The sequence below is a fragment of the Nocardiopsis exhalans genome (genome assembly GCF_024134545.1).
GTDB lineage: Bacteria > Actinomycetota > Actinomycetes > Streptosporangiales > Streptosporangiaceae > Nocardiopsis > Nocardiopsis exhalans.
In genome coordinates, this window is the sequence record NZ_CP099837.1 from 6787891 (window position 1) to 6811754 (window position 23864).

Annotated in this window: 24 protein-coding genes, 1 pseudogene and 1 riboswitch; of the genes and pseudogenes, 15 read left to right on the plus strand and 10 right to left on the minus strand. The window is 69.7% G+C overall.

All coding sequences use genetic code 11. From position 1 onward, the window contains the following. Positions 1-91: 91 nt before the first annotated feature. The 5 genes from NE857_RS30105 (at position 92) to NE857_RS30125 (ending at position 4645) form a co-directional block, all read left to right on the plus strand. A complete protein-coding gene (locus NE857_RS30105; RefSeq protein ID WP_254418674.1) occupies positions 92-745 on the plus strand; it encodes a YqcI/YcgG family protein in 654 nt (217 codons plus the stop codon). Between the two features lie 20 nt (positions 746-765). Next, positions 766-1104: a cupin domain-containing protein gene (locus tag NE857_RS30110; protein ID WP_254418675.1), complete on the plus strand. Its 339-nt coding sequence runs from the start codon at positions 766-768 to the stop codon at positions 1102-1104. A 45-nt stretch (positions 1105-1149) separates the two neighbouring features. Beyond that, complete coding sequence (locus NE857_RS30115) at positions 1150-2490, plus strand: ATP-grasp domain-containing protein (protein WP_254418676.1); 1341 nt, start codon at positions 1150-1152, stop codon at positions 2488-2490. Positions 2491-2522: 32 nt separating this feature from the next. Continuing rightward, entirely contained in the window at positions 2523-3758 is a 1236-nt protein-coding gene (locus tag NE857_RS30120) for a multidrug effflux MFS transporter (RefSeq protein ID WP_254418677.1), read from the plus strand. Positions 3759-4015: 257 nt separating this feature from the next. Continuing rightward, positions 4016-4645 carry a helix-turn-helix domain-containing protein gene (locus NE857_RS30125; RefSeq protein ID WP_254418678.1) on the plus strand — a complete coding sequence of 210 codons (630 nt, stop codon included), beginning with the start codon at positions 4016-4018 and terminating at the stop codon, positions 4643-4645. A 159-nt stretch (positions 4646-4804) separates the two neighbouring features. On the opposite strand, the gene NE857_RS30130 is transcribed toward NE857_RS30125, so the two are convergent. Next, entirely contained in the window at positions 4805-5389 is a 585-nt protein-coding gene (locus NE857_RS30130) for a hypothetical protein (RefSeq protein WP_254418679.1), read from the minus strand. Between the two features lie 808 nt (positions 5390-6197). Between NE857_RS30130 and NE857_RS30135 the strand changes: the two genes are divergently transcribed. Continuing rightward, on the plus strand, positions 6198-8159 hold the full coding sequence (locus NE857_RS30135) for an N-acetylmuramoyl-L-alanine amidase (protein ID WP_254422149.1): 1962 nt from the start codon (positions 6198-6200) through the stop codon (positions 8157-8159). Between the two features lie 224 nt (positions 8160-8383). Continuing rightward, a complete protein-coding gene (locus NE857_RS30140) occupies positions 8384-8602 on the plus strand; it encodes a hypothetical protein (RefSeq protein WP_017582442.1) in 219 nt (72 codons plus the stop codon). A 7-nt stretch (positions 8603-8609) separates the two neighbouring features. Here NE857_RS30140 and NE857_RS30145 read toward each other — a convergent pair whose 3' ends face one another. Next, on the minus strand, positions 8610-9308 hold the full coding sequence (locus tag NE857_RS30145) for a dioxygenase family protein (RefSeq protein ID WP_254418680.1): 699 nt from the start codon (positions 9306-9308) through the stop codon (positions 8610-8612). A gap of 14 nt (positions 9309-9322) precedes the next feature. Next, on the minus strand, positions 9323-9790 hold the full coding sequence (locus NE857_RS30150) for a DoxX family protein (RefSeq protein WP_254418681.1): 468 nt from the start codon (positions 9788-9790) through the stop codon (positions 9323-9325). A gap of 143 nt (positions 9791-9933) precedes the next feature. On the opposite strand from NE857_RS30150, the gene NE857_RS30155 reads away from it, so the two are divergent. Then, positions 9934-11241, plus strand: a complete 1308-nt coding sequence (locus NE857_RS30155; RefSeq protein ID WP_254418682.1) for a helix-turn-helix transcriptional regulator — start codon at positions 9934-9936, stop codon at positions 11239-11241. A gap of 36 nt (positions 11242-11277) precedes the next feature. On the opposite strand, the gene NE857_RS30160 is transcribed toward NE857_RS30155, so the two are convergent. Both NE857_RS30160 and NE857_RS30165 read right to left on the minus strand, forming a co-directional pair. Further along, positions 11278-12516 carry a phospholipase D-like domain-containing protein gene (locus NE857_RS30160; RefSeq protein WP_254418683.1) on the minus strand — a complete coding sequence of 413 codons (1239 nt, stop codon included), beginning with the start codon at positions 12514-12516 and terminating at the stop codon, positions 11278-11280. 158 nt (positions 12517-12674) lie between these two features. Next, positions 12675-13466: a class I SAM-dependent methyltransferase gene (locus NE857_RS30165; protein ID WP_254418684.1), complete on the minus strand. Its 792-nt coding sequence runs from the start codon at positions 13464-13466 to the stop codon at positions 12675-12677. A gap of 136 nt (positions 13467-13602) precedes the next feature. On the opposite strand from NE857_RS30165, the gene NE857_RS30170 reads away from it, so the two are divergent. From NE857_RS30170 to NE857_RS30200, 7 genes are all read left to right on the plus strand, one after another. Next, entirely contained in the window at positions 13603-14664 is a 1062-nt protein-coding gene (locus NE857_RS30170) for an STM4015 family protein (RefSeq protein ID WP_254418685.1), read from the plus strand. A gap of 29 nt (positions 14665-14693) precedes the next feature. After that, positions 14694-15845, plus strand: a complete 1152-nt coding sequence (locus tag NE857_RS30175; protein WP_254418686.1) for an STM4014 family protein — start codon at positions 14694-14696, stop codon at positions 15843-15845. A 53-nt stretch (positions 15846-15898) separates the two neighbouring features. Next, positions 15899-16753 (plus strand): STM4013/SEN3800 family hydrolase, encoded by an 855-nt coding sequence (locus NE857_RS30180; RefSeq protein ID WP_254422150.1) that lies wholly within the window; start codon positions 15899-15901, stop codon positions 16751-16753. Between the two features lie 11 nt (positions 16754-16764). Continuing rightward, positions 16765-18090, plus strand: a complete 1326-nt coding sequence (locus NE857_RS30185) for an STM4012 family radical SAM protein (protein WP_254422151.1) — start codon at positions 16765-16767, stop codon at positions 18088-18090. Then, entirely contained in the window at positions 18087-19079 is a 993-nt protein-coding gene (locus NE857_RS30190; protein ID WP_254418687.1) for an STM4011 family radical SAM protein, read from the plus strand. Before NE857_RS30185 ends, NE857_RS30190 begins: the two co-directional genes overlap by 4 nt. A gap of 8 nt (positions 19080-19087) precedes the next feature. Next, positions 19088-19900 (plus strand): HAD family hydrolase, encoded by an 813-nt coding sequence (locus NE857_RS30195; RefSeq protein ID WP_254418688.1) that lies wholly within the window; start codon positions 19088-19090, stop codon positions 19898-19900. 84 nt (positions 19901-19984) lie between these two features. Further along, complete coding sequence (locus tag NE857_RS30200) at positions 19985-20482, plus strand: DUF2087 domain-containing protein (protein ID WP_254418689.1); 498 nt, start codon at positions 19985-19987, stop codon at positions 20480-20482. A 27-nt stretch (positions 20483-20509) separates the two neighbouring features. Here NE857_RS30200 and NE857_RS30205 read toward each other — a convergent pair whose 3' ends face one another. The 5 genes and pseudogenes from NE857_RS30205 to NE857_RS30225 form a co-directional block, all read right to left on the minus strand. Further along, on the minus strand, positions 20510-20815 hold the full coding sequence (locus NE857_RS30205; protein ID WP_017582432.1) for a helix-turn-helix domain-containing protein: 306 nt from the start codon (positions 20813-20815) through the stop codon (positions 20510-20512). Between the two features lie 159 nt (positions 20816-20974). After that, positions 20975-21190: pseudogene (locus tag NE857_RS34600) on the minus strand (type II toxin-antitoxin system RelE/ParE family toxin); the annotation flags it as partial. A 59-nt stretch (positions 21191-21249) separates the two neighbouring features. Further along, positions 21250-21606, minus strand: a complete 357-nt coding sequence (locus tag NE857_RS30215; protein WP_254418690.1) for a VOC family protein — start codon at positions 21604-21606, stop codon at positions 21250-21252. Positions 21607-21784: 178 nt separating this feature from the next. Then, complete coding sequence (locus NE857_RS30220) at positions 21785-22933, minus strand: S1 family peptidase (RefSeq protein WP_254418691.1); 1149 nt, start codon at positions 22931-22933, stop codon at positions 21785-21787. Positions 22934-23385: 452 nt separating this feature from the next. After that, entirely contained in the window at positions 23386-23700 is a 315-nt protein-coding gene (locus NE857_RS30225) for a DMT family transporter (protein ID WP_184366379.1), read from the minus strand. A gap of 30 nt (positions 23701-23730) precedes the next feature. Further along, positions 23731-23788: riboswitch (guanidine-III (ykkC-III) riboswitch) on the minus strand. Positions 23789-23864 lie beyond the last annotated feature (76 nt).

Consider the following 23864-nt stretch of genomic DNA (forward strand, 5'->3'; position numbering starts at 1 on the left):
GGATGTGAATATATTGCAGGTACTTTTAGAGCCAGGAAAAAGACCCAACGGGTCGTGGTAGGTTCTGGCTGTGCAGCTTTTCGAGGAACGGATGTTGAGAACCGACAACCTTTTCCCTTGCATCTTCGGCTCCGACGCCGTCCGCGGCGGGACCCTGCGCTACGCCTTCGTCCCGGTCGGCGAGGGGCGTGTTGAGGCCCTGGCTGACATACTCCGCACTTACACAAGTATTGCCGAATCCTTGGGGAATCGGACATCCCTGGTTTGCTTCTTCGAACACGACCCCCGTCTCTCGACGCTGGATGCGTGCGAGGACCACTTCTGGGCCCTCCTGCGCGGGCTACGGGAGCAGGACGAGTCCCCATGGGCCGAGGGAATTTCCCCCGACACCGAGGCATCCGACTGGGAATTCGTCTTCAACTCCACCCCGATGTTCGTGGTGGCCAACACCCCCTTCCACTACAAGCGCAGGAGCCGTTTTTTCGAGTACTTCGCGGTGACGTTCCAGCCCAGGTTCGTCTTCGACGGACTCGCTGCTGGGACGAGGACCGGGGACAACGCGAGGAAGATCATCCGGAAACGCCTCTCCGAATACGACTTGGTGGCGCAGACCCCTTTGCTCGGTAATTTCGGTGAGCACGGTAACAAGGAATGGCACCAATACTTCCTCGACGAGGAGAACGAAGTCCCTCGCCCCACCGATCGGTGCCCGCTGCACCGTTCGGCTGACACCGTCTCCTTCTGATGCGAGCTCAGGAGCACCACATGCCCGTACCCGCCATCACCACCGGACCGGCGCGCCCCCTCGCCGAGATTTACGAGGAGCTGCTCCCCGAGCAGGGGAGTTTCGAGGTCCAGCACGACCAAGCCGGCAAGACCCACGGCTGGCACCGTCACAGCCTTCACGAGACCCTCGCGATCCTCAGCGGGTCCGTCGAACTGTTCTGGCGCGACGGCGGAGTCACCCACCGCATCGACTGCGGCCCCGGGGCCCGTATCTCCCTGCCTGCCCACACCGAGCACGGTTCCACCGCGGGCCCCGAGGGCTGCGTATACGTGATCGCCCCCGAGGACGGCCGGACCGCCGAGACCACCTTCCTGTGAAGCCCCCAACCGGGGTCGACACGGATGACGATCAGAAGAGGAACCATGGATACATCCGGGATCCCGGTCGTGCTCGCCATGCGCGACGGTTTGCGAATCAGGGACGACCACGTCGACACGCTCCGGCGCCTCGGCCTGGCGATCCACCTGTTGACCGAGGAACAGCAGGCCCGCGACGACACCCGCTACACCGCCGTGCACCTGCTCCCCGCGGCCACCACCGATCGTGAGTTGGAGGAACGGATCACCGCGGTCCTGGCGAGCACCGGCGCCCCCTTCGCCCTCACGTTTCAGGAGACTGACATCGTTGCGGTGGGGCGCGCCAACTCCCGTTACGGTGTCCACTGGAGTCGGCCGGACGCCGACGCCGTCGCCCGGGACAAGACACTCCAGCGCGCTCACCTGACCGCCAACGGTCTTCCCGCACCCCGGTACCGCGCGGTGGGCGCCCATGGCGCCGGCCCCGATGCCCTGGACCACGTGGGCCTGCCCTGTGTCGTCAAACCGACGCGGGGCGCCAGCAGCTCCCACGTCGAGCTGGTTCGCACCCCCGAGGAGGCGACCGCGGCCCTCGACGCCATCGAGCGCCTGGCCCGATCCGGGGCACACCACTTCTACGACGTCCTGCCGGACGAGTGGGCCTTGGTCGAGGAATATCTGCCCGGGGAAGAGGTCACCTGTGACGGTGTGGTCATCGACGGTCGCTTCCACCTCGGCGGTGTGCATACCAAGGTCCTGCCCGACAGCCCTTGGTTCGAGGAGGACCTCTACACCCTCCCTTACGGTGATCCCGCGGTCGAGCAGGAGATCACCGCGACGGCGCAGGCCATGGTGTCGGCTCTGGACCTGGAGGTGGCCCTGTTCAACGTCGAGCTTCGGCGTGATTCCCAGGGGCGGTTCCGTGTAGTGGAGTTCAGTACCCGCATCAGCGGCGGGCACGTGTACCGCAACATCCGCGACGTGCACGAGATCGACCTCGTCGAGCTCTTCGTGCGGGCCGCCCTCGGGGAGGAAGGGATCGCCAAGCGCGCCCGCGACCGACACCCTGGCGCCTGCGCGACCTGCATCAAGTTCGTCTACCGCAACGGGATCGTCGTGAGCAATGGCGCGGGCCGTGCTGAAGCCTCCTCCGCGTTCGCCGCCTACTACCCGCTCGCCACACCGGGCCAGGAGGTCAGGAGTGCTCCTGAGGGCTTCGACCTGTGCGGTCTGCTGTCGGTACGGGCCCCCTACGAACCCCGCCAGCACCCGGCGCAGGTCCACCGGGTGGCCGAGGAGTTGCTCGGAGAGCTCGACCTGGTGGTGGCCCCCTTCGCAGCGCGGGTGGACAGCACTGGTCGCCCCGATACCGCTCAGCCCGCCGAAGGCGGCGCCGCCAGGCACTGAACGGCCGAGTCCGTACGCAGAGAGAGGAAACCGTGTCCACCACCCAGCGTTCCGGTGACGTCCGCCGACGCGAGTACCGCCGCCGTTTCCCGCTCGGGATCGTCGCCGCCCTGAGCGGTGTCGCACTTACCGGTCCGTTGGCCACGGACCTTTATCTGCCCGCCTTTCCGCAGATGTCACAGGACCTGGGTGCCTCCGAAGTCCGTATCCAACTCACCTTGACCGCGATGATGATCGGGATGGCCTTGGGCCAGTTGCTGCTGGGACCCTGCAGCGACGCCCTCGGTAGGCGCCGACTTCTGTTGTCGGGAGTCGGCCTGTTCGCTGTGGTGTCCTTCCTGTGCACACTGGCGACCTCCGCCGAGGTACTCGTCGTGCTCCGTTTCCTGCAAGGAATGGCCGGGGCCGCGGGAGCCGTGCTGTCCCGCGCCGTGGTGCGCGACCTGTACACCGGGGACGACGCGGCCCGCCTCTTCACACGGCTCATGATGGTCACGAGCCTGGCTCCCGTGATCGGGCCGCCGCTGGGTGCGCAGATCCTGACCGTGGGGTCGTGGCAGCTCTGTTTCGTCGCGCTCGGGCTGCTCGGGGCGGTCAACTTCGTGATGGTCTGGTTCGGGGTCCCCGAGACCTTGCCGCAGGACCGGCGGACCCCTCTGCGGCTGGGCCCCCTCCTCTCGAACATCAGTCGCCTGTTGCGCGATCCGCGCTTCCTCGCACCGATGTTCGCGCTCGGACTGAGTTACGCGGCGATGTTCACCTACATCTCCAGTTTTTCGTTCGTGTCGCAGAACGAGTTGGGGGCCACCCCGACGCAGTTCGGGCTGATCTTCCCGCTCAACGCGGCCATGCTGATCCTGGCCAACCAGATCAACTCCGTGCTCATCGGCCGTATGAACACCTCCGCTCGCCTGCGGATCGGTCTGGTCCTGGGGCCGGTGGCGGTGGCCGCCTTGATCACTCTTCAGATGTTCGGGGAACCCACGCTGGTCTCGGTGTCCGGGATCCTCCTGCTGTTGATGTTCTCGATGGGGTTCGTCTTCCCCAACGCGACGACCTTGGCGCTGTCGGAGCAGTCGGCCTCCGTCGCCGGAACCGGTTCGGCCCTCATGGGCACGATGCAGTTCGCACTGGGCGGGGGACTCTCTGCCCTGGCCGGTCTCACTGCCACGGGCGGGGCGACGCTGGTGAGTATGACCGTCGTCATGGCCGCGACGGGTGTCCTCGGCACAGTACTGTTCCTGGTGCTGCGGCGGGGCGGGGCCTGAACCGTACCCACTGCCCCTTACCGCCCGCGCCACCGGCGTGGGCGGTTTGTGTTGTCGCTGAGTCATGTCTGTGCGCGTCCGTGGCCGGTTCCGGCCTCGGGGTCGCGCAAGGTTTGCCCTGCGCATCGCTGTTTCTATAGCGTCAAGGGCGCATAACAGAAGGTCGGCACAGGGTTGTGTTGACGGTGCCTGGCAGGACCAGTCGGTCTGTTCCCATCCCGCCCGACGGTCCGATGATGTGAAGGTGAAGAAGAGCGATGTCGTACAAGGTCATGGTCTCCACCAGTTGCTCCGCGTTGAACCGCAGGATCCACCACGCGACCGAGAGCGCAGGCTGGACCGCGGTCCCCGCCGTGATCAACGGCGAGCTCTCCGGGATTGCCGCCGCCGTCGTCGAGTCCGACCAGCTCTATGAGGCCACCCGCTACACCGATCGTGGGATCCCCGTCATCGGCATCATGTACGGCACCGATGACCCCATGTGGCACGCGCCCGAAATCAGAGAGCTCTCCGGCTTGGTCGACCGGGACGACATGGACTCCGAGTACACCGCGGCGCTGCGATCGGCCTTGGGCGGTCGCAGCCACGTATCCCAGGAATTCGCGGCGCACATCATCTCCGTAATCGCTTCCCGCAATGCCCTCTCCACGACGGACTGCACCGACCTCGAACGGCTTAGTGCCAGGGAGCGCGAGGTCGTGGAGCTCGCCGCACGGGGCGCGGACAACGCTGAGATCTCAGCGACGCTGAAGATCGAGGTCAGCACCGTCAAGTTCCACATCTCCAACATCCTGCGCAAGCTTGAGTTCCGGGACCGCACCGAGCTCATCGTCCGCCTCGGCGTGGGCCTGGCCTCCGTGGCCCGGCCCGAGAAGGCCAGGGCCTAGTGAGGCCCCGTCCGGGGAGCGTTTCCGGTCAGCCGGTCTGACGGCAGGACCGGCGCGGGGTCAGGGCCGCATCGACCGCGTCCCGGTCCTGGTCCAGGCCGCGGGTGAAAGCGCGAAGATGCACAAGATCGTCCCCACGGACCCCGGCGACCCACCCGGTCAGGGCCTCGGCATTGTGCCCGGTTCGGGTTCCAGGAGCTTGGCGAAGCCGCCGATGTGGTCGGCCAGCCGGGCCATCTCCGCACATGCCCGGGTCAGATCGGTGAGGGTCTGGGCCTGCTCAGGCGTGAGCTGGTCGGGGTGGGCCAGGAGCAGTTCACTAAAGGCCTTGGGTGGGAACGCCTCCCGGTCGCTGTCGAGTCGGCCCTGGTTGATGTACTTGCAGAGCAGGTTGAGGCTGTCCTGGTAGCCGAGTCGGCTGATCTCGACGAAGAGCTGTTGGACGGGCACGGCCGGTTCCTTCTCCCTGCGCCTGCGCAGGTGGTCGCGGTAGGGGTCGACCAGGCTGGGGCGGTACTGCGGGGCCCGGCGCAGCCGATCGGGCTCACCGATGCGGGTGTAGCGCTTGATGGTGTTCAAGGACAGGTTGAGTCGGCGGGCGCACTCCAGGAGTCCCACACCCTTTTTGAGCAGGTCGCGGACGTGGTGCCAGCGTTCGATGGTGGACTCCCGCCGGTCTGGCTTCTGGCGGAGTGGTCCGGCCTTGGCCCAGCAGGTGCTGTGGGAGGCGACGTCTTTGCGCACGGCCTCGGACAGGTTGTGCCATAGGGTGCTTGGTGGGCCGTCGAGCACTGCGTCTCCGCCCACCGATCCTGCCTGCACGCCGCTCCGGCAGAGCCCGAGTGCAGCAAGGGACTCGACTACTCGTTCGTGGTTGTCACCTACGGGCCTACCGCTTGGAACGCTGTAAGCGGTACCGGGTGGGGTGGCACGGACGACGATCTGACAGGTCCGCACCACAACGACGACCCTCCGAGCGATGAAGGATTCACCTTCTAGCCGTTCTGGGGCGTTGTCAGCTCGGGTTTGACTCTCGTCATGTTCTGCTGAACATCTGCTTACGCTTCTCCCGGTGTCAAGGATTTCGTCCTGATCGCTCTTCCTGGTCACTGAGAGATCTGCGTAGAGTCAACACGGGGAGAGCCCCATGGACGGCAACTTCGGTTGCCATCCGCGGGGCTCTCCTCTCTACGGCCCGTCAAGGAGCGCTGACGCCTTCCCCACGGCCGCCCTCGGCCCGATTCGCCGGACACACGAACGCACCGCTCCGCCCACGAGGCCCGGGAGCAGCCGCCGGACCCGCTCCGCCTGCGAGGCCCGGGAGGAGCGGGCTGTCCCCGCCGCCACATTCCCGTAACCCCCAGTGTGCGGGCAGTGACAGAAGAAGACGCGTGGCCGATGATGAAGAGGTGGCCCCGACCGTCGAAGCCGCGTCGGCCCGCATCGGAGTCCCCCGGTACGGGCCGCGCTGAATGACACGGCCAGACCACCCCGTACCGTGCCGGTGCTCTCCCGGCCAGGAGGAGGCCCTGTGGCCCGACCCAGCAAATACGTGTCCAGGTCCGACCTGGGATGGGGGACGTCCCCGGCGGCGGCCGCCGACCCCAGGTCCGGGTTGGTCATCCACTACGACAGCGCCAACCAGAACCTCGCGGGCCGGGACCACTCCGCCTGCATCACCTACTGGCGCAACACCCGCAGCTTCCACACCGGTCCGGCCCGGGGCTGGGTGGACATCGGTTACTGCGTCGACGAGGAGACGGAGATCCTCACCGAGGACGGGTGGAGGGCGTTCCGGGACATCGAAGTGGGGGACACGGTCCTCACACTCGACCACGAGGCGGGTGTGTCCCAGTGGCAGCCGTTGCAGGCGGTGAACGTCTTCCCCGCGATGCCCCGGGAGCTGATCAGGATGGAGGGGCGCGGGCACTCCTCCCTGACCACGGCTCACCATCGATGGCCCGTCGAACGCCATGACCGGCGGACCGGAGCCCGGCGTCCGAAGCCGGCCGACGGAAAGCGGGCTGCCACAGGGCGTTCCGAACCCGCACAGCGGGGACGGAAGCGCGTGTGGGCGACTACCGAGACGCTGGAACAGGCGGACCGGATCCCCCTCGCCGCCCCGTGTGTCACCCTCCCGGCCGACCCGAAGTGGTCGGACGCCCTGGTCGAGCTGGTGGCGTGGTTCTGGACCGGAGGGCACGTCGAGCCGCGGGGCCGAGACCGAGTCCCTGGCACGGATGTACTCCTCCGCCAGTGCGAACAGCGGAACCCGAAGAACGCGGCCAGGATCAGGGGGGCGCTGCACTCCCTCTTCGGCCCCGGGAGTGACGACCTCCCCCGATCCGGGTCCGGTCCGGACGGAGCCCACCGGTGGGGGGAGACTCCCGCCGGGCACCTCGTGGAGTTCCGCCTCTCGGCGGACGCGGGTCGGCTCCTTGTCGACCAGGCCCCCGGGCGTGTTCCCCGGTACGGGTTCCTGCGGTCCCTCACCCGCGCCCAACTCGACCTGTTCGTCGGGGTTTCCCTGCTGGCCGGCGGCCACGACAACCGCACCGTCAACGCGAGGGCGCTCAGCCAGAGGAACCGGGAGGCCGCGGAGGCCTTCCAGTTCGCCGCGGTCCTGGCCGGACACGCGACCTCGCTGCGAAGGCGTCCGCCGTCCTCGCCGACGGAGTACGAGACGTGGGAGGTCGAACTACGGCGCGGGACCCGCTTCTCCCCCCGGGCGGCGGTGACGCGCGAGTCGGCGTTCTCCATCACCAGGGAGCCCTACAGCGGACACATCTGGTGCCCGACCACGCCGAACGGGACCTGGCTCGCACGCCGCGAGGGAACGGTGTACTTCACCGGCAACTCGTTCATGTGCTGTGCCCACGGCCACGTGATCGAGGGCCGCGGACTCCGCCGCGCACAGGCCGCCCAGCCCGGGGGGAACACCTCGCACTACTCGGCGACGCTCGCCACCGGCCCCGGCGACACCATCACCGACAACCAGATCAACGCGGTCCGTGAGCTGCGCCGGTGGCTCGCGGAGGATCACGGCAACCACGGGCGCGTCCTGGGCCACCGCGACTTCATCGCCACCTCGTGCCCCGGCGACCGGGCGTACTCGATGGTGCGCGACGGCACGTTCACCCGGCCCCCCGGGGCCATCACGGAAGGAGCAGGTTCGTTGCTCGGACTCAAGCAAGGCGACGGTCTCCGCCCGGCGGCGCCGGTCGAGGGTGTCAAGGCGGTCCAGCGACTGATCGTGGCCGCCGGTTTCGGGGCCGCCCTGGAGCCGGACGGGGTCGACGGCCGGTGGGGTCCGGCCACCTCGGAGGGGTTGCTCCAGGCCCGGCGCTACGTCGGGTCGGGGGTCACCTCGATCAGGTCCATCACCGGAGAGAGCTACGCGCAACTCATCCGCGCCTGCGCGCGGCGCGAGGCGGAGCGGGCCGTGAACCGTCTGGGGGCCCCTTCCAGCGGCGGCGGGTCGCCGTCCGCCGACGGGCCCGCCACCGGCACCTGAAGCCGGGCGACCACGCGCGAAACGCCCGGCCCGACGGGCGGCCCGGCCCGCACTCGCCGGGGAAGCCGTGGGAACGGGGCGGGCGCGGGCTCCACACGGAGAGCGACTGCCCCTCAGGGCCCGGGGACGGATTCCCTCCGATTGGGCCGGAACGTCGTGTCGGGGCGGGCTTCGGCTGCCTCTGGCGTCGATCATGGAGGCAGGCTGACCAGGGGGGAGACCAGGTGACCGACGCGGGGGCGGATCGAGAGCAGGGCCCGGAGGAGGAACCGGCGCGGGCCAGGGGACGGCAGCGGGGCGGGTCGCCCTCGGCGATCTCCGGGGCGTTGAAGAAGGACCCCCAGCCCGGGCCGCAGCACTGGGGCGGGCCCCGGCCGCGCAGGGCCGAGCCCGACGTGTTCTTCCCTCGGAAGTTCCCCCGGCTCTCGCCCAGGGACCTCTGATCGAGCTCTAGGTACGCACCCCCAGCACGACGCTGGCCCGGTAGCCCTCCTCCGGGGAGCCGGTGGCCCGGAGGGTGTTCTCCGGGCCGATGGTGCCGGAGAACATGTCGTCGGCGTTGACCACCACGGGGTCCGCCCGGCCCGCGTACGGATCCGTGGCGGCCACCAGGGCATTGGTCCCGTCGTCGAAGTAGAGCTGTCCGGTGTGCACCACGTCCCCGGCCACGTGCACTTTCACGTGGACGTGCACGGTCCGGCGGTCGTACCAGCCCGGATAGAGGGTGGTGAATTCCGCCTTCCCTTCTTCGTCGGTGACCTGGACGCCTCGCAGGAAGCGCTCGCCCTCGGTGCCCTCGGAGCGGATGCCCGAGTACACGCCGGTGGCGTCGGCGTGCCAGATGTCGACGGACGCGTCCGGGAGGGGCTCGCAGGTGTCGGCGTCCACCACGGTGGTGTGCAGGTTCAGGGGGACCCCCGGCCGCCCTTCCACCAGGTCCCGGCGGACGAGGCCGACGTCCAGGTAGTAGGGCCCCTCGGTACCCTCCGGGGTGAGCACGCAGGACGGGGTGGTTGCAGGGGCGTTCCCCGGGGCCTGGGCGTCCGCGCCTTCGGGACCGGTACAGGCGGCCAGACCCGCCGCGGTCACCCCCGCGCCCAGCGCCGCACGGCGTGTGGGGGTCCAGCCCGCGACTGACTTCTCTGACATGTTGTTCCGTCCTCTCACGAGTCCGTGCCCCCGGCCCCGGCACGGCGAGTACCCTCCCGTGTGCCGCCGAAGCGCGCGGCGAGCAGACGGTCCACACCAAACCTTCCGGAGCCGAGGGCGGCGATCAGCAGGCAGCACACCGCGACGGCCAGTACATACCCGTAGCCGTCGTCCTGGACGAAGATCGTGGTGCTGTCCTGGGCGAATACGAAGGCCCCGGCCATGACCGCGACCATGCCCAGGGCCGCGATGCGGGTCAGTGCGCCGAGAACGAGCAGGACGCCCCCACCGAGCTCCACCGCGGCGGCGAAGGATGCGCTGAGCAGCGGCAGCGGCACACCGCCCGCGCCCATGTAGGCGGCGGTCCCCTCGACCCCCCATTCGAAGAACTTCTGCGCCCCGTGGGCGATCATGGTCCACCCCATGGCGAGGCGGGCAACGAGGAGGATCACGTCCAGGGTGAGTTGCTGGTCCGGTTTCATGGTCAGGCCCTCAGGGTTCGGTTGCGTGACGACATCCCCAGGATCATGAGCGGACCTCCCGCCCCGGAGCCGCTCGTTCGGCTGGTCGAACCCAGCCGAAAGAGCGGCGGACGCCTCCCGGCCCACCGACGTACTGTGGGGGCATGGCGCTGGAATGGTCAGGCCCCGAAGACGCTCTCACTGCCGCTGTCGCCCTGGTCCGGGCCCCGCTCACGCGGAGCCTGCCGACCCTGTCCGAGGTTTTGGCCGAAGTACTTCCGCACCGGGCGCTGATCGTGCTGACCGGGGACTGTTCCGAGGCCGCGCTGCGCACCCACGGCGATCCCGGTCTCACCGACCTGGCCGAACCCGCCGACCTGGTGGCCCTGGCCGCGAAGCCAACGGCCGGAACCCCCTGGACAGGTCGGGCCGAGGTCGCCGGGGATGAGTACCCTGTGCTCGTGGCGGCCTCCTCCCCCGACGGTTCGGCGGGGACCCTGCTGACCGCGGTCCTCCCTGACAGCTTCCAGGAACCGGAACCCGCCCTGCTCGGTGTGGTGCAGCACCTGTGGGACCTGACCACACTGCACGTCAAGACCCTGAACGCGGCCACGGAACCGGACAAGCTCTCACGTGCCCGGCTGGTCTCCAGTGAGCGTGACCGCGCCATCGCCGAGCTCACCGACGCGCAGGGTGCCGCCCTGACCGGAGTCCTGGGCGTCCTGCGTTCCCGAGGCCTGGACGACACGACCGCGCGCCGCACCGCCACCGACCTGGCGGCCTCGGCCCTCGTGGACCTGCGCGCCCACGACGGCCGCGGCGACCTGAACCAGGGCACGGAAAGCCTGGACGAGGCCTTCTCCACCATGGCCGACAAGCTCCTGGTACTCATGCGCCACCACGAGACCGCCCTGGAGCTGGTCCGGCCGAGCCGTCTGGGCGGCCACCCGCTGCCCGCCGAGATGGCCGACGCGGCGCGGGCCGCGGTGCGCCGTTCGGTGCTCACCATGCTGGAACAGCCCGGGGTACGCCGGATCCGGGTGTCCTGGGAGGTCGAGGAGAGCGCGTTGACGGTGACGGTGCGCGACGACGGTCCCGGCCAGCTCGGGGAGGGCGATCTCGGCCTGCGAGGCCTCCGTGCCGGGCTGGACGGCCTCGGTGCGCGGCCGCGGGTGGAGGCGGTGCCCGGGTGGGGCACCACGATCAGCGCACGACTGCCGCTGGTCCTGCCCGAGGCTGGCCGGGGGCAGCCGGTCCGGGAGCTGAACCCCCGGGAGGCCGAGGTGCTCCAGCACTTGGACCTGGGCAGGCGCAACCGCCAGATCGCCGAGCGGCTGAACATCAGCGAGCACACGGTCAAGTACCACGTCGCCAACATCCTGGAGAAGCTGGGCGCGGGCTCCCGCGGGGAGGCCGCGGCGACCGCGCGGAACCTCGGGCTGGTTCCCAGGCGTCGCGGCACCGCCTCCTGAGCCCCGCCCCCACTCCCCGGGGCTACCCGTCCGGGCTCACAGGAAGCCGCGCCAGGGGGCCAGGACGATCTCGCTGAACTTGGCCATGAACGGGCGCCCGCGCCACTCCTGTTCGGTGAGTTCGCGGGCGTTGGTGAGGTCGGTCTCGAAGACCTTCTCCAGGTGCCGGGCCACGCCCTCGTCGAAGATCTCCACGTTGATCTCGTAGTTGCCGGTGAGGCTGAGCCGGTCCACGTTGGCGGTGCCGATCGTGCTCCACCGGCCGTCGACGGTGGCGGTCTTGGCGTGCACCATGGCGTTCTGGTAGAGCCACAGCCGCACCCCGCCGCGGAGCAGCTCCGAGTAGCGGCCGCGGGCCATCCAGTCGGCCACGACGTGGTTGGAGTTCTCCGGCACGAGCACGTTGACGTCCACGCCCCGGCCAGCGGCCTCGATGAGGACGTTGGCGAGCTCGCGGTCCGGGATGAAGTAGGCCTGGGTGAAGATCACCCGTTCCTTGGCCCGGTCGACGGCTTCCAGGAACATCGCGCGGATCGGGTAGATGATCAGCTCGGGCACGTTGCGGTGGACCCGCAGGCGCGAGTCCCACTCGGCCTCCCCGAGCCCGTCCAGTGCGGGCTGGCCCGCGCGCCGGTTGGTGTTCCAGAAGTCAACGAAGGCGTTCTCCAGCTCCCACACCGAGGGGCCGACCATTCTCAGGTGGGTGTCGCGCCACTCGATGGCGTAGGTGGAGCCCACGTTGAAACCGCCGACGAAGCCGACCTCACCGTCCACTGTGAGGATCTTGCGGTGGTCGCGGCCGGACTTGCGCACGTTGAGCAGCAGTACGCCGGGGCGGAACGCCGGGTAGCGCAGTACCCGCACCGAGGGCGGGAACTTGAAGAAGGAGCGCGGGACCACGAGGTTGGCGAACCCGTCGTAGATGACGTACACCTCGACACCGCGTTCGGCGGCCTCGATCAGCGCCGACTTGAACTCCTGGCCCACCGCGTCGGACTTGACGATGTACGACTCGAACAGGATGCGGTGGCGGGCGCCCCGGATCGCGTCGAGCATGTCCTCGAAGAGGTCCTCCCCGTAGGTGTAGACCGTGGCGGTGGTCTCCCCGACCGGGATCGAGGCCGGTTCGGTGCGGGGGAAGTTGGCCCGGTGCGGCCGCACCCGCTTGCGCCAGTGGTCGATCCCGATGAGGGTCGCCACCACCGCGACCTGGGTGGCCAGCAGTCCCAGCAGTCCTCGCTTGACCCAGGTGGTGATCGTCGAGCGTCTCAGCATGCGGTCGCCTCCCGAACAGGACGTCCGCCGCGACCCGGGAGCGGCGGCCACCCCGGCACAAGGTGGAAGTCCACCGTATCCCGGGGCTCCTCCCGGCCCTGGGCGCGAACCGCGCACCGATCCGGACTCGGTCCGTCCCGGCCCGGTCCGCCCTGGACTCAGTCCTCCTCGCGCCGCCGCAGTACCAGCAGCTCGGTGGTGGGGCTCTCCCGGCGGCCGCGCACCAGCTTGCGGTCCACCCGGTACAGGAGCGCCCCGGCGAGCCACCCGGTCGGCGCGGTGACCGTGGCGGCCCGCAGGAGGCCGCCCCAGGCCTTGCGCCAGGGCAGGGAGGCGTCGACCTGGGCGTTCATCAGCATGAGCATGGGCACTCGGCGGACGATGTCGAACCCGGCCTTGTCGGCGAGCGTCGAGATCGTCTCCAGGGTCCGGTTGACCTGGTGTTCGCCGCGCTGTTCGGGCCGCTGGAGGCAGTTCTCGGAGATCACGAGGGTGCCGCCGGGGCGCACCACCCGGCCGAGGCCGCGGAAGGCCGCGGCGTACCTGTCGTCGTCGGTGATGTGGAAGAGCACGTCCATGCAGGAGGCCGCGTCGAAACTGGCGTCCTCGAAGGCGTCCAGCTCGGACACGTCCTGGCGGACGAAGCGGTGGTTCGGAAAGCGTCCGCGCAGGCGTTCGACGGCGGCGTCGGTCATGTCGCAGCCGGTGACGTCCCCGGCGCCGAGGCGTTCCCACAGGCGCACGTAGAAGCCGGTGCCGCTGCCCGCGTCGAGCACGCTGACGCCCCGGAGCCCCAGCTGGCCGACCTCGCGGAGGAAGACCTCCTCCCGCACCCGGTACATCCAGCTGTTGAAGGGCCGCCCGAGGGCCCGGTAGCCGACACCGCTCTCGGTCCAGTCGCCTTCGAGCCGGTGCTCCCAGAAGTCACGGAGTTCACTGTGCGTAGCCATGCGACCACTTTCACATCACGCCACCCCGATGTCCTGCCGCACCGCCGACCCATCCGGTTTCCCGGCCCGTGGACAACCCCGGAAAAGTCCTCCCGAGCTGCTATTGAATGGAGAAACACTTCTCTCAGGAGGCTCCGTGTCCTTCAACCAGCACATGGCCGAGTTCGGCGGGCTACCCGTCGTGGACTTCCTCTCTCAGGACACCACGGAGGAAGACGACCTTCCCAAGCTCAACGGCCCGATCGGGTTCGACCACCACACCAAGGCGACGGCGGCAGCCAAAACCGACCCCGGCGCGTACGCCTGGCGGCTGCGGGTGGTCAGTTTCGAACCGGAGGAGGAGTTCGCACCCTACTTCACGCGCTTCCTCGCCGAGGTGGACACCGCGCCGATCACCGCCCTGGTCCTCGGCATCACCGCTTCCTCCGAGACCGAGCCCTGCTACCTGGAAGCGCGGGACCTGCTGATCGAGCACAGGGACCGGTTCCCGAACCTGCGCTCGCTCTTCCTCGGCGACGTGGTCTTCGAGGAGTGTGAGGTGTCCTGGCTGAGCCAGACCGACCTGGGTCCCCTCCTGACCGCCTTCCCCGGCCTCGTCGAACTGGGCTCCCGCGGTACCGGGGAGGGCTACCGGAATCCGAAGCTTCCCGTACCCAGCGACACCGCCCTCCACCTGAGGCTTCCTGAACACCGATCGCTCCAGCGCCTGATCGTCCAGGGCGGCGGGCTGCCCGCGCTGGTTTGCCGGGAGCTGGACGCCGCCCGCCTGCCCTCCCTGGAGCACCTGGAACTGTGGCTGGGGGTGGACGAGTACGGCGGCGACAGCTCCCCCTCCGACCTCGCCCGAACCCTCTCCGCAGAGGCCTTCCCCAGCCTGCGCTCCCTCGGCCTGCGCAACGCCGAGCACGCCGACAACTGGGTGGCCGCCCTGGCCGAGGCCCCCGTGACCCCGACCCTGGAAGCCCTGGACCTGTCCCTGGGCGTCCTCACCGACACCGGCGCCCGGGCCATCCTGGACACCCCCGCCTTCCACCGGCTCAAACGCCTGGACCTGCACCACCACTACCTGTCCGAGGAGATGGAACAGCGGCTGGGCGCGGCCCTGACCGCCTCCGGGGTCGAGCACGACCTCTCCGACCGCCAGGAACCCGAAGAGTTCCGAGGCGAGAAGTACTACTACCCGTCAGTCGGCGAGTGAGTCCGCCCGGATCCCCTCTCCCTCCCCCGTTGGCCGACCGGCCGCTGGTCGTGGTGGGCGTGCCGGGCAACCGGCGGCTGACGCTGTTCGCCGAGGCCGCCCGCGACGCCGGGTTCGCCGCCCCGGTCCCGCTCCCCTGGCGCGACCTCGCCGACCCTGCCGCCGGGCCCCTCACCCTGCCCGGGGACGCCCTGGTCCGAGTGGACGCGCCGGGCGAGGACGTCACCACCGCGCGGCTCCTGCGCGGTGGGGACCGCGACCCCGACCTCCACCGCGCGGAGGGCTCCGCCGACCAGCACCGGGGGTTCGTCCGGGCCCTGGGGCGGCTGTCCGAGGCGGTGGCGGCCACCCCCGGCGCGCGGCTGCTCCAGGCCCCCGACGACCTCGCCGACCTGTGCGACAAGCGCCGCTGCCACGCGCGGCTGGCCGCGGCCGGGGTCCCGGTCGCCCCGGCCCTGGCCGGGCCGGTCACCGGCTACGCCTCCCTGCGCGCGGCGATGGCCGAGTCCGGCTGGCGGCGGGTGTTCGTCAAACCCGCACACGGCTCGTCCGCCTCGGGGGTGGTCGCCCTGGCCACCGGGGCGGGCGATCGGATCAAGGCGGTCACCTCGGCCCACCTCGTCAGGGGCTCCGGTCCCGGACAGGACCCGGTGGCGCTGTACAACTCGCTGCGGCTGCGCACCTACACCAGCGAGGCCGAGGTGGCGGCGGTCGTGGACGCGCTCGCCCCCGACGGTCTGCACGTGGAGCGCTGGGTGCCCAAGGCGGGCTTCGGCGGCCGGGTGATCGACCTGCGCGTGCTGGTGGTCGCCGGGCGCGCCACCCACGTGGTGGTGCGCTCCTCCCGCTCCCCCATGACCAACCTGCACCTGGGCAACACCCGCGGCGACCTGGCGGCCCTGCGCGAGAGCGTGGGTCCGCAGGCGTGGGCGCGGGCCATGGCCACGGCGGAGGCGGCCGCGGCGGCCTTCCCCGACACCCTGCACGCCGGGGTGGACCTGCTGGTCTCGCCCGGCTGGCGGGAGTTCACGGTCTGCGAGGTCAACGCCTTCGGCGACCTCCTGCCCGGGGTCCTGCACGAGGGCCGCAGCACCCACGCCGAACAACTGCACGCCCTCACGACGGGACGCTTCCCCGTGGCGCCACCGCCGGTGACGGCGCCCGTCCCCGCGCTCTCTTAGGAACACCCTTGAACACCAGCACCAACGCCGACGCGGGCCTCCCGCGGCCGGACATGAACACCGTGGTCGGCACGCACGACATCCTGCTGCTCACCCTGGACACCCTGCGCTACGACGTCGCGGCCGAACTCGCCGGGGCCGGACGCCTCCCGAACCTGGCCCGACTCCTGCCCGAGGGCGGCTGGGAGGAGCGGCACTCCCCCGCGAGCTTCACCTACGCCTCGCACCTGGCCATGCTCGCCGGGTTCCTGCCCACCCCGGCAGCGCCCGGACCGCACCCGCGCCTGTTCGCCGCCGCCTTTCCCGGCAGTGTCTCCACCGCCCCCGGCACCTGGACCTTCGAGGCCCCCGACCTCACCTCCGGACTGGCCCGGGCGGGCTACCGCACCGCCTGCGTGGGCGGCACGGGCTTCTTCAACCGCAGTTCGGAGCTGGGTTCGGTACTGCCGAACCTGTTCGCCGAGAGCCACTGGGAGGAGTCCTTCGGCGTCACCGACCCGCGCTCCTTCGAGAACCAGGTCGCCCGCGCCGAGGAGATCGCCGCGGCCGTCCCCGCCGACCAGCCGCTGTTCCTGCTGCTCAACGTCGCCGCTCTGCACCAGCCCAACTGGTTCCACCTGCCCGGCGCCACCAAGGAGGACGGCGACACCCGGGCCAGCCACGCGGCCGCCCTGGAGTACGTCGACCGGCACCTGCCCCCGCTGCTGGCCGCGATGTCCGCCCGCCGCCCCTGCTTCGCGATCGTGTGCTCGGACCACGGCACGGCCTACGGCGAGGACGGCTACACCGGCCACCGGATCGGCCACGAGACCGTCTGGACCGTCCCCTACACCCACGCCGTCCTGCCCCGCGGATACGGCGCCGGGCACACCGAACAGCCCGACCACCCCGAGAAGGAGGACGTGTGAGCGTCGCCCCCATGGCCGAACCCGTCCGCGCGGACTCCCCGTACCGCTCGTACGTGTACGCCTACCCGCACAAGAGCGCCTACCGTCCGTTCACCGAGCGGCCCGCCCTGGCCGACCTGTGGCGCGGCGAGGACGTCGGCGCGCTCTCGCTGTACGCGCACATCCCGTTCTGCGAGATGCGCTGCGGGTTCTGCAACCTCTTCACCCGCTCCACGCCCCCGGCCGAGCAGGTCACCGCCTACCTGGACGCCCTGGAGCGGCAGGCCGACGCGGTCGCCGCCGCGCTTCCGGCGGGGGCGGTGTTCGCGCGGGCCGCTCTGGGCGGGGGCACGCCCACCTACCTGAACGCCGAGGAGCTGGTGCGGGTCTACGACCTGATCGAGTCCGCGCTGGACGTGGGCCTCGGGGAGGTCCCGATGTCGGTGGAGACCTCCCCGGCCACCGCCACCCCGGATCGGCTGGCGGTGCTCAATGAGCGCGGCGCGACCCGGATCAGCATGGGGGTGCAGAGCTTCATCGACTCCGAGGCGCACGCCGCCGGGCGCCCGCAAAAGCGGACGGAGGTGGACCGGGCGCTGGCCGACATCCGTGAGTGCACCGACGCCGACCTCAACGTGGACCTCATCTACGGCATCGACCGGCAGACGGCCAGGACATGGGAGTACTCCCTGGACACGGCGCTGTCCTGGGAGCCCGAGGAGATCTACCTCTACCCGCTGTACGTCCGACCGCTCACCGGGCTGGGCCGCCGGGCCCGCGCCTGGGACGACCACCGGCTCTCCCTGTACCGGCAGGGCCGCGACCACCTGCGCGAACGCGGCTACGAGCAGGTGTCCATGCGGATGTTCCGGCGGACCGATGCCCCCGAGCACACGGGCTCCGTCCCCGACCACAGCTGCCAGACCGACGGCATGGTGGGTCTGGGCTGCGGTGCGCGTTCCTACACCGGATCGACCCACTACTCGTTCGACTACGCGGTGGGCGTGGGCAAGGTGAGGTCGATCATCGCCGACTACGTGGGGCGCGACACGGCCGGGTTCGGGCACGCGGAGGTCGGCTTCGTGCTGGACGACGACGAGCGGCGCCGCAGGCACGTCCTGCAGTCGCTGCTGCGCACGGAGGGGATGATGGTCGCCGACTACACGGAGCGGTTCGGCACCCACCCGGTGACGGACTTCCCAGCCGAGTTCGCGGCGCTGTCCGAGCGTGGCTGGCTGGCGGAGCCGGGAGAGCCGCTGCGGCTCACCGAGGAGGGGCTGGCGCACTCGGACTCGGTCGGCCCGAACTTCTTCTCCGCCCGGGTCAACCGCCTGACGGCCGAGTACGAGGCGTCGTGAGCTCACCCCGTTCGGGTCCGGTGGACCTGCCCGACCCCGTGCCGGTCCGCCCCGGCGCGCCCCTTCCCGCGCCCCTGCCCGAGCACCTCACCCTGCTGTACCGGGGTCCGCTGGCCAGCTGCGACTACGACTGCCCGTACTGCCCCTTCGCCAAGCGCCGGGACAGCCCCGAGACCCTGCGCGCGGACCGGGCCGCCCTGGAGCGGTTCACCGACTGGGTCACCGCCACCGCACGGTCCCGGTTCTCGGTGCTGTTCACCCCCTGGGGCGAGGGGCTGACCCGCTCCTGGTACCGCCGGGCCATCACCGGGCTGAGCCACCTGCCGCACGTGGAACGGGTGGCGATCCAGACCAACCTCAGCGGCCGCACGGCCTGGCTCGCCGACTGCGACTCGGGCTCCGTGGCGCTGTGGGCCACCTACCACCCCGGCGAGGTCGGCCATGAGCGCTTCCTCGACAAGGCCCGCGAGCTCACCGCGCTGGGGATCCGGTTCAGCGTGGGGATCGTGGGCCGACCCGAGCACCTCGAAGCGGCCCGGCGCATGCGCGCCGACCTGCCCGAAAACGTGTACCTGTGGGTGAACGCCGCCGAAGGGCTCACCTACACCGACGCCGAGGCCGCCTCGTGGCAGGAGCTCGACCCGCACTTCCGCTACAGCCGGTTCCCGCACCCCAGCCGAGGGCTGCCCTGCCGCACGGGTGAAAGCGTGCTGTCCGTGAACGGCGACGGCGAGGTGCGCCGCTGCCACTTCGTGGACACCTCGCTCGGCAACCTCTACGACGGCTCCTTCGAGGCCGGACTCGGACCCAGCCCGTGCCCGCTGACCAGCTGCGACTGCCACATCGGCTACGTGCACCTGGAGAGCCTGGACCTGTACGACGTCTTCCGGGGCGGCGTGATCGAACGCATCCCGGCCGTCATGCCCCGGCGGAGTGAGGTCAAGGTGGCGGGAAAGTCCCTTCAAAACCGTCACTCCGGAACGCCATAATTCGCCCTATGGTCCTTCCTCGCGTCATCGCCACCGACCTCGACGGAACCCTCCTCAACCAGAGCGGCCAGGTCTCCGCACGCAACCACCGGGCGCTGACCGCGGCCGTGGACGCGGGGATCAAGGTGGTCATCGTGACCGCCCGTCCGCCGCGCGCCACCGAGTCCTTCGCCGCGATGTTCGACTGCGCCGCCGTGGTCTGCGGCAACGGAGCCCACACCCAGCTGCCCGGGGCGGCCGAACCGATGGTGCGGGCGATCGACCGGGACACCTCCGGCACGATCGTCGAGAAACTGCGGTTCGCGCTGCCGGAGCTGGGTTTCGGGGTGGAGACGGGCACGGACTTCTACCACGACGCCGACTACCACCTGGAGCCGTGGGTGCCGCGCGAGTGGGTGAGCGGGGTACTGGACGACACCGACGCCCTGCTGACGGCGGCGACCCCGGTCACCAAGCTGATCGCCCGGTCCAACACGCACCCGGTGCACCTGATGTACGAGGCGGCGGTGAACTCCGTGGGATCCCTGGCCGAGGCGACCTACTCGGGCGGCGCGGGGCTCGTGGAGATCAGCGCGGCCGGGGTGAACAAGGGCAGCACGCTCGCGATGCTCTGTGAGAGCTGGGGCGTGTCCCGCGAGGAGGTGGTCGCCTTCGGGGACATGCCCAACGACCGTTCCGCACTGACCTGGGCCGGGTCCGGGTACGCGATGAGCAGCGGGCACCCGGAACTGCTCGACCCCGCGCTCGGCCTCAGGGTCGCGCCCTCCAGCTTCGAGGACGGCGTCGGCCGTGTGGTGGAGGAGATTCTGGATCGGGCCTGACTGCGCCGATATTCACTGGCTGAGGTGGCGGTGCGGCTTCTACGGTGGCCGAAACCCGTTGTTCCCGAACTCCGAGGACCCGCCGTGCCGCACCCCACCCAGCTCGTGTCGTCGCTCGCCGCGCCCGAACGGCTGTCCCTCTACGCCCGGATCGTCTCCGCCGGAGAGGAGGGTGTGGAACGCGCGGAGCTGCGCGGCGCCCGACCCGCCAAGCGCCTGGCCCGCCTGCTGCGCGACGGCCTGGTCCGCGAGGAGGGGTCGAGGATCGTCGCCATGCCGGAGGTCTTCGCCGAGGCCATGCGCGCCCACAAGGACGAGACCCGGTCGACCGACCCGGTGGAGGCGCTCTTCCACGAGGGGCGCCTCACCTCGATGCCCGCCAGGCAGGAGCTGCGCCTGGCCGTCCTCGGCCGGATCACCGATCGGCTGTTCGCACCGGAGCTGGAGTACACCGAGAAGCAGGTCAACACGGCCATCCGCACCTGCTTCGACGACCCCTCCGCGCTGCGCCGCTACCTGGTGGAGGAAGGCTTCCTCGACCGCGAGGACGACGGCAGCCGCTACCGCCTGGCCCAGCGGTAGGCACCTGGGCCCCAGAATTCCCGCATCTCAGGCGATCTGGAAACGCTGGTCCCCGATCTCGACCTCGACACGAAGCTCACCACCGAGTGCCTCGACATACCGACGCAGAGTGTCGACCTGGGCGCGATCGATCTCCCCGCGTTCGATGCCCGACACCCGGTTCTGACTCACGTGCAGTCGTTCGGCGAGCTGCACCTGTGTGAGGTCCGCCGCTTCGCGCAACTCCCGCAACCGGTACGCCCGTACCTCGTCGAGCATCCGCTCCTTGTGTCCGTCCACCACACCACGGTCAACCGGACGCCGAGCAAGCATGTCCTCCAGATTGGTGCCCATCAGTGTCCTCCCTGTAGACCTGCGATGTGGGCGGCGAAACGAGCATCCGCGACAGGGATGTCCACCCTGTACCACTTGCTCCAGTTCCCTGCTTTGTCCCCCCCCGACCAACATGATGGCCTTACGGACAGGATCGAAAGCGAAGAGGATTCTGAGTTCTGAACGCCCGCTGGATCCAGGACGCAGCTCCTTCATGCTGCTGTACTTCGAGCCGGTCACGGTGCCGACCAGAGGCCTCCCGATCCCCGGGCCGTTCTCGGCCAACAGCTCGATAGCGGCAACCACCTGCTCATACGATTTCTGATCAAGGTTGCTCAGCCATGTTTCGATGAGCTCCAGTTCTATGTCCCACACCAGGATAGGTATACAACGCACAGGTTGTATACCATGTGCGTTTTGAAAAACTGTCGCCCTACGGCTGAGACACCTTCCTGTCAGCGGATCGGGTTGACCAGGCAGAACTCGTTGCCTTCGGGGTCTTGGAGGATCTGGAACGAGCCCTGTTCGTCGGTGACCGTCTCACCCACCGGGGTTCCGCCGTGCTCGGCCGCCACCTGGACGGCTTCGGCGATGTCCTCGACCAGCACGTCCAGGTGGATGCGGTTGGGCGCGTGTTTGGCCTCCGAAGTCGGCTGGAACGACAGCCGGGGCAGCCCGGAGGCTCCGTGCAGGACGGCCCAGCCGTCCTCGCGGTCCCGGACCTCCCCGCCGAGGACGAAGCCCCAGAAGCGGGCGAGGGCGGATGGTTCGACGGCGTTGACGACCCACTGGTCCACGGTTCCCAGACTCATCCCACGAACCTAACGAACCGCCCCGCTCCTGGTGGCGCGGGGTGATGTGAGCCGCCACAACGCGGCCGGAGGCAGCCCGGCTGGGCACGGTGCCAGGTCCGCGAACGGGAACGTGCCCCTGCGCACCACCTTCGTGGCAGGGGCACGTCCTCGCGTTCGCCGGAACTACGGTTATCGGTCAGCTGGTCAGCAGGGTCAGGCCCCACTGGCTCAGAATCGGGTTGAGCGGCTGGTAGAAGGTGGTCCCGCCGCTTCTGCAGTTGCCGGAGCCGCCGGAGGTGACCCCCTGGGCCTGGGTACCGGCCAGCCAGGAACCGCCGGAGTCGCCGCCCTCGGCGCAGGCGGTAGTGCGGGTCAGGCCGTTGACGATGTCACCGGAGTAGTTGACGCTCTGGTTCTTGGCCTGGATCACGCCGCAGTGCCAGCCGGTGGTCTGGCCGGAGCGGCACACGGCGGCGCCCACGGGAGCCTCGGTGGAACCGGTGACCGTCACGGTGCCGCCGGAGTAGTTGTCGACCAGGGGCCTGGGGGTGTGGCCCGCACCGGTTCGGACCCACGCGCTGTCCTGCCCGGGGAAGACCGATTCGGCGACGGTTCCGGTCTGGACCGTGCCGGGGGCGTTGAGCCAGGTGGACGAGCCCTGATCGCCGCAGTGCCCCGCGGTGACGTAGCCGCCCACCACGCCGAAGCCGACGGAGCAGACGAACCACTCGCCGCCCTGCTGGAAGTAGTACGGGTTGCCGCCGATGATGTCGGCATAGGTCCGAGGTTGGTCCGTGCCCTCCTCGATGACGACGGCGGTGGGGTCGACCCCGGCCGACTCGACGAGCTGTTCGGCGTCGGCGGTCCGACCCTGGGCCACCTCGACGACGACGGCGTCGCTCTCAGGGTCGGCGTACCAGCCGTGCACGCTCTCGGAGGCGCTGTCCTCGGCGGTGTTGAGGGCCTCGACGGCCTCGTCCAGCCCGGTCTGGCCGTGCTGGACGAGTTCGGCGTCGGCACCGGCCTCCTGCACGGGGTCGAGGGCGGAGGCGTCCAGGACCTGGACGGTCAGCTCCTGGCTTTCGATGTCGAAGACCGCGCCGCCGAAGTCGGCGCCGAGTTCCTCACGTAGTTCGGTCTCCAGAGCCGTGGCTTCCTCCTGGGCCCGGAGGAGGTCGGTGACGCCCGCTTCGCTGAGCCCGAAGGCGCTCTGCATGGCGGTCACCTGCTCAGGGGAGAGCTCGGCGGGGGTGGTGTCGGCGGTAGCCGCCGTGGTGGGGGCCAGGATGAGGCCGAGGAAGATCGCGGTGGTTCCGGCGATACGTCCGAGGGGGGAACGTGACAACTTCTGCCCTTTCTGAGCGGGGGTGCGAGGCAGACAGCACTGATGCACTTATGCGTGGTTCTCCGGACAAAAAGGAACGGAGGACCGTTAACGCTCATAGGCGAATGAACGTGTCGCAAAGCTAAAGGAGATGGCAACCGAGGGCAATGCCACGCCACTCTCCGTAATGGATCGCGCGCTCGATCCAAGCCCTGAGCACGTGAGCCCAAGCGGGAGAGGCCGCGAAACACACCTGCACCAAACTTCGCAAAAATGCACGAAACCACCAACTCAAGGATGTCGCCATACCGGAGGGAAGTGCCACAACAGAAGTAGGGAGGAGTGGCCACATCAGGCCACTTCTCCCTACTTTGTGTGTCTATCGGCGCTTGATTCCGGTACTCCGTACCGCTAGGGCGTCAACATCCCGCACCCCGCGAACCGCACCGGACGGAGCGCATGCGGACCACGCCCTAGCTGAGGACCTTGAGGCCCACGACTCCGGCGACGATGGCGATCAGGCAAAGTGCCTTGGGCAGGCTGAAGCCCTCGCCCAGGAAGAACACGCCGATCAGCGCCGTGCCGACCACACCGATGGACACCCAGACGGCGTATCCGGTGCCGAGGGGAATGGTGCGCAGGGCGTAGGCCAGACCGGCCATGCTCAGGACGAGGGTGCCGACGAAGGTCACCGACGGCCAGAAGCGGGTGAAGCCCTGCGAGGCGTTGAGCGCGGCCGCCCACGCGGTTTCGAGAAGACCGGAGACCACCAGAACGATCCAGGCCATGACCTGTACCTCCAAGACGTGCGAACAGTGTTCGCGTCGTCTTGTCCTGACCGGGTACGACGCACCTCGTCCGGGTTCTCAGATACTCGCAACCTACAACGCCGCCGGGGATCCGGGGCTTCCGGGGCGGGTGGTCAGACCGGTCACCCCCGGCTCACTCCTCG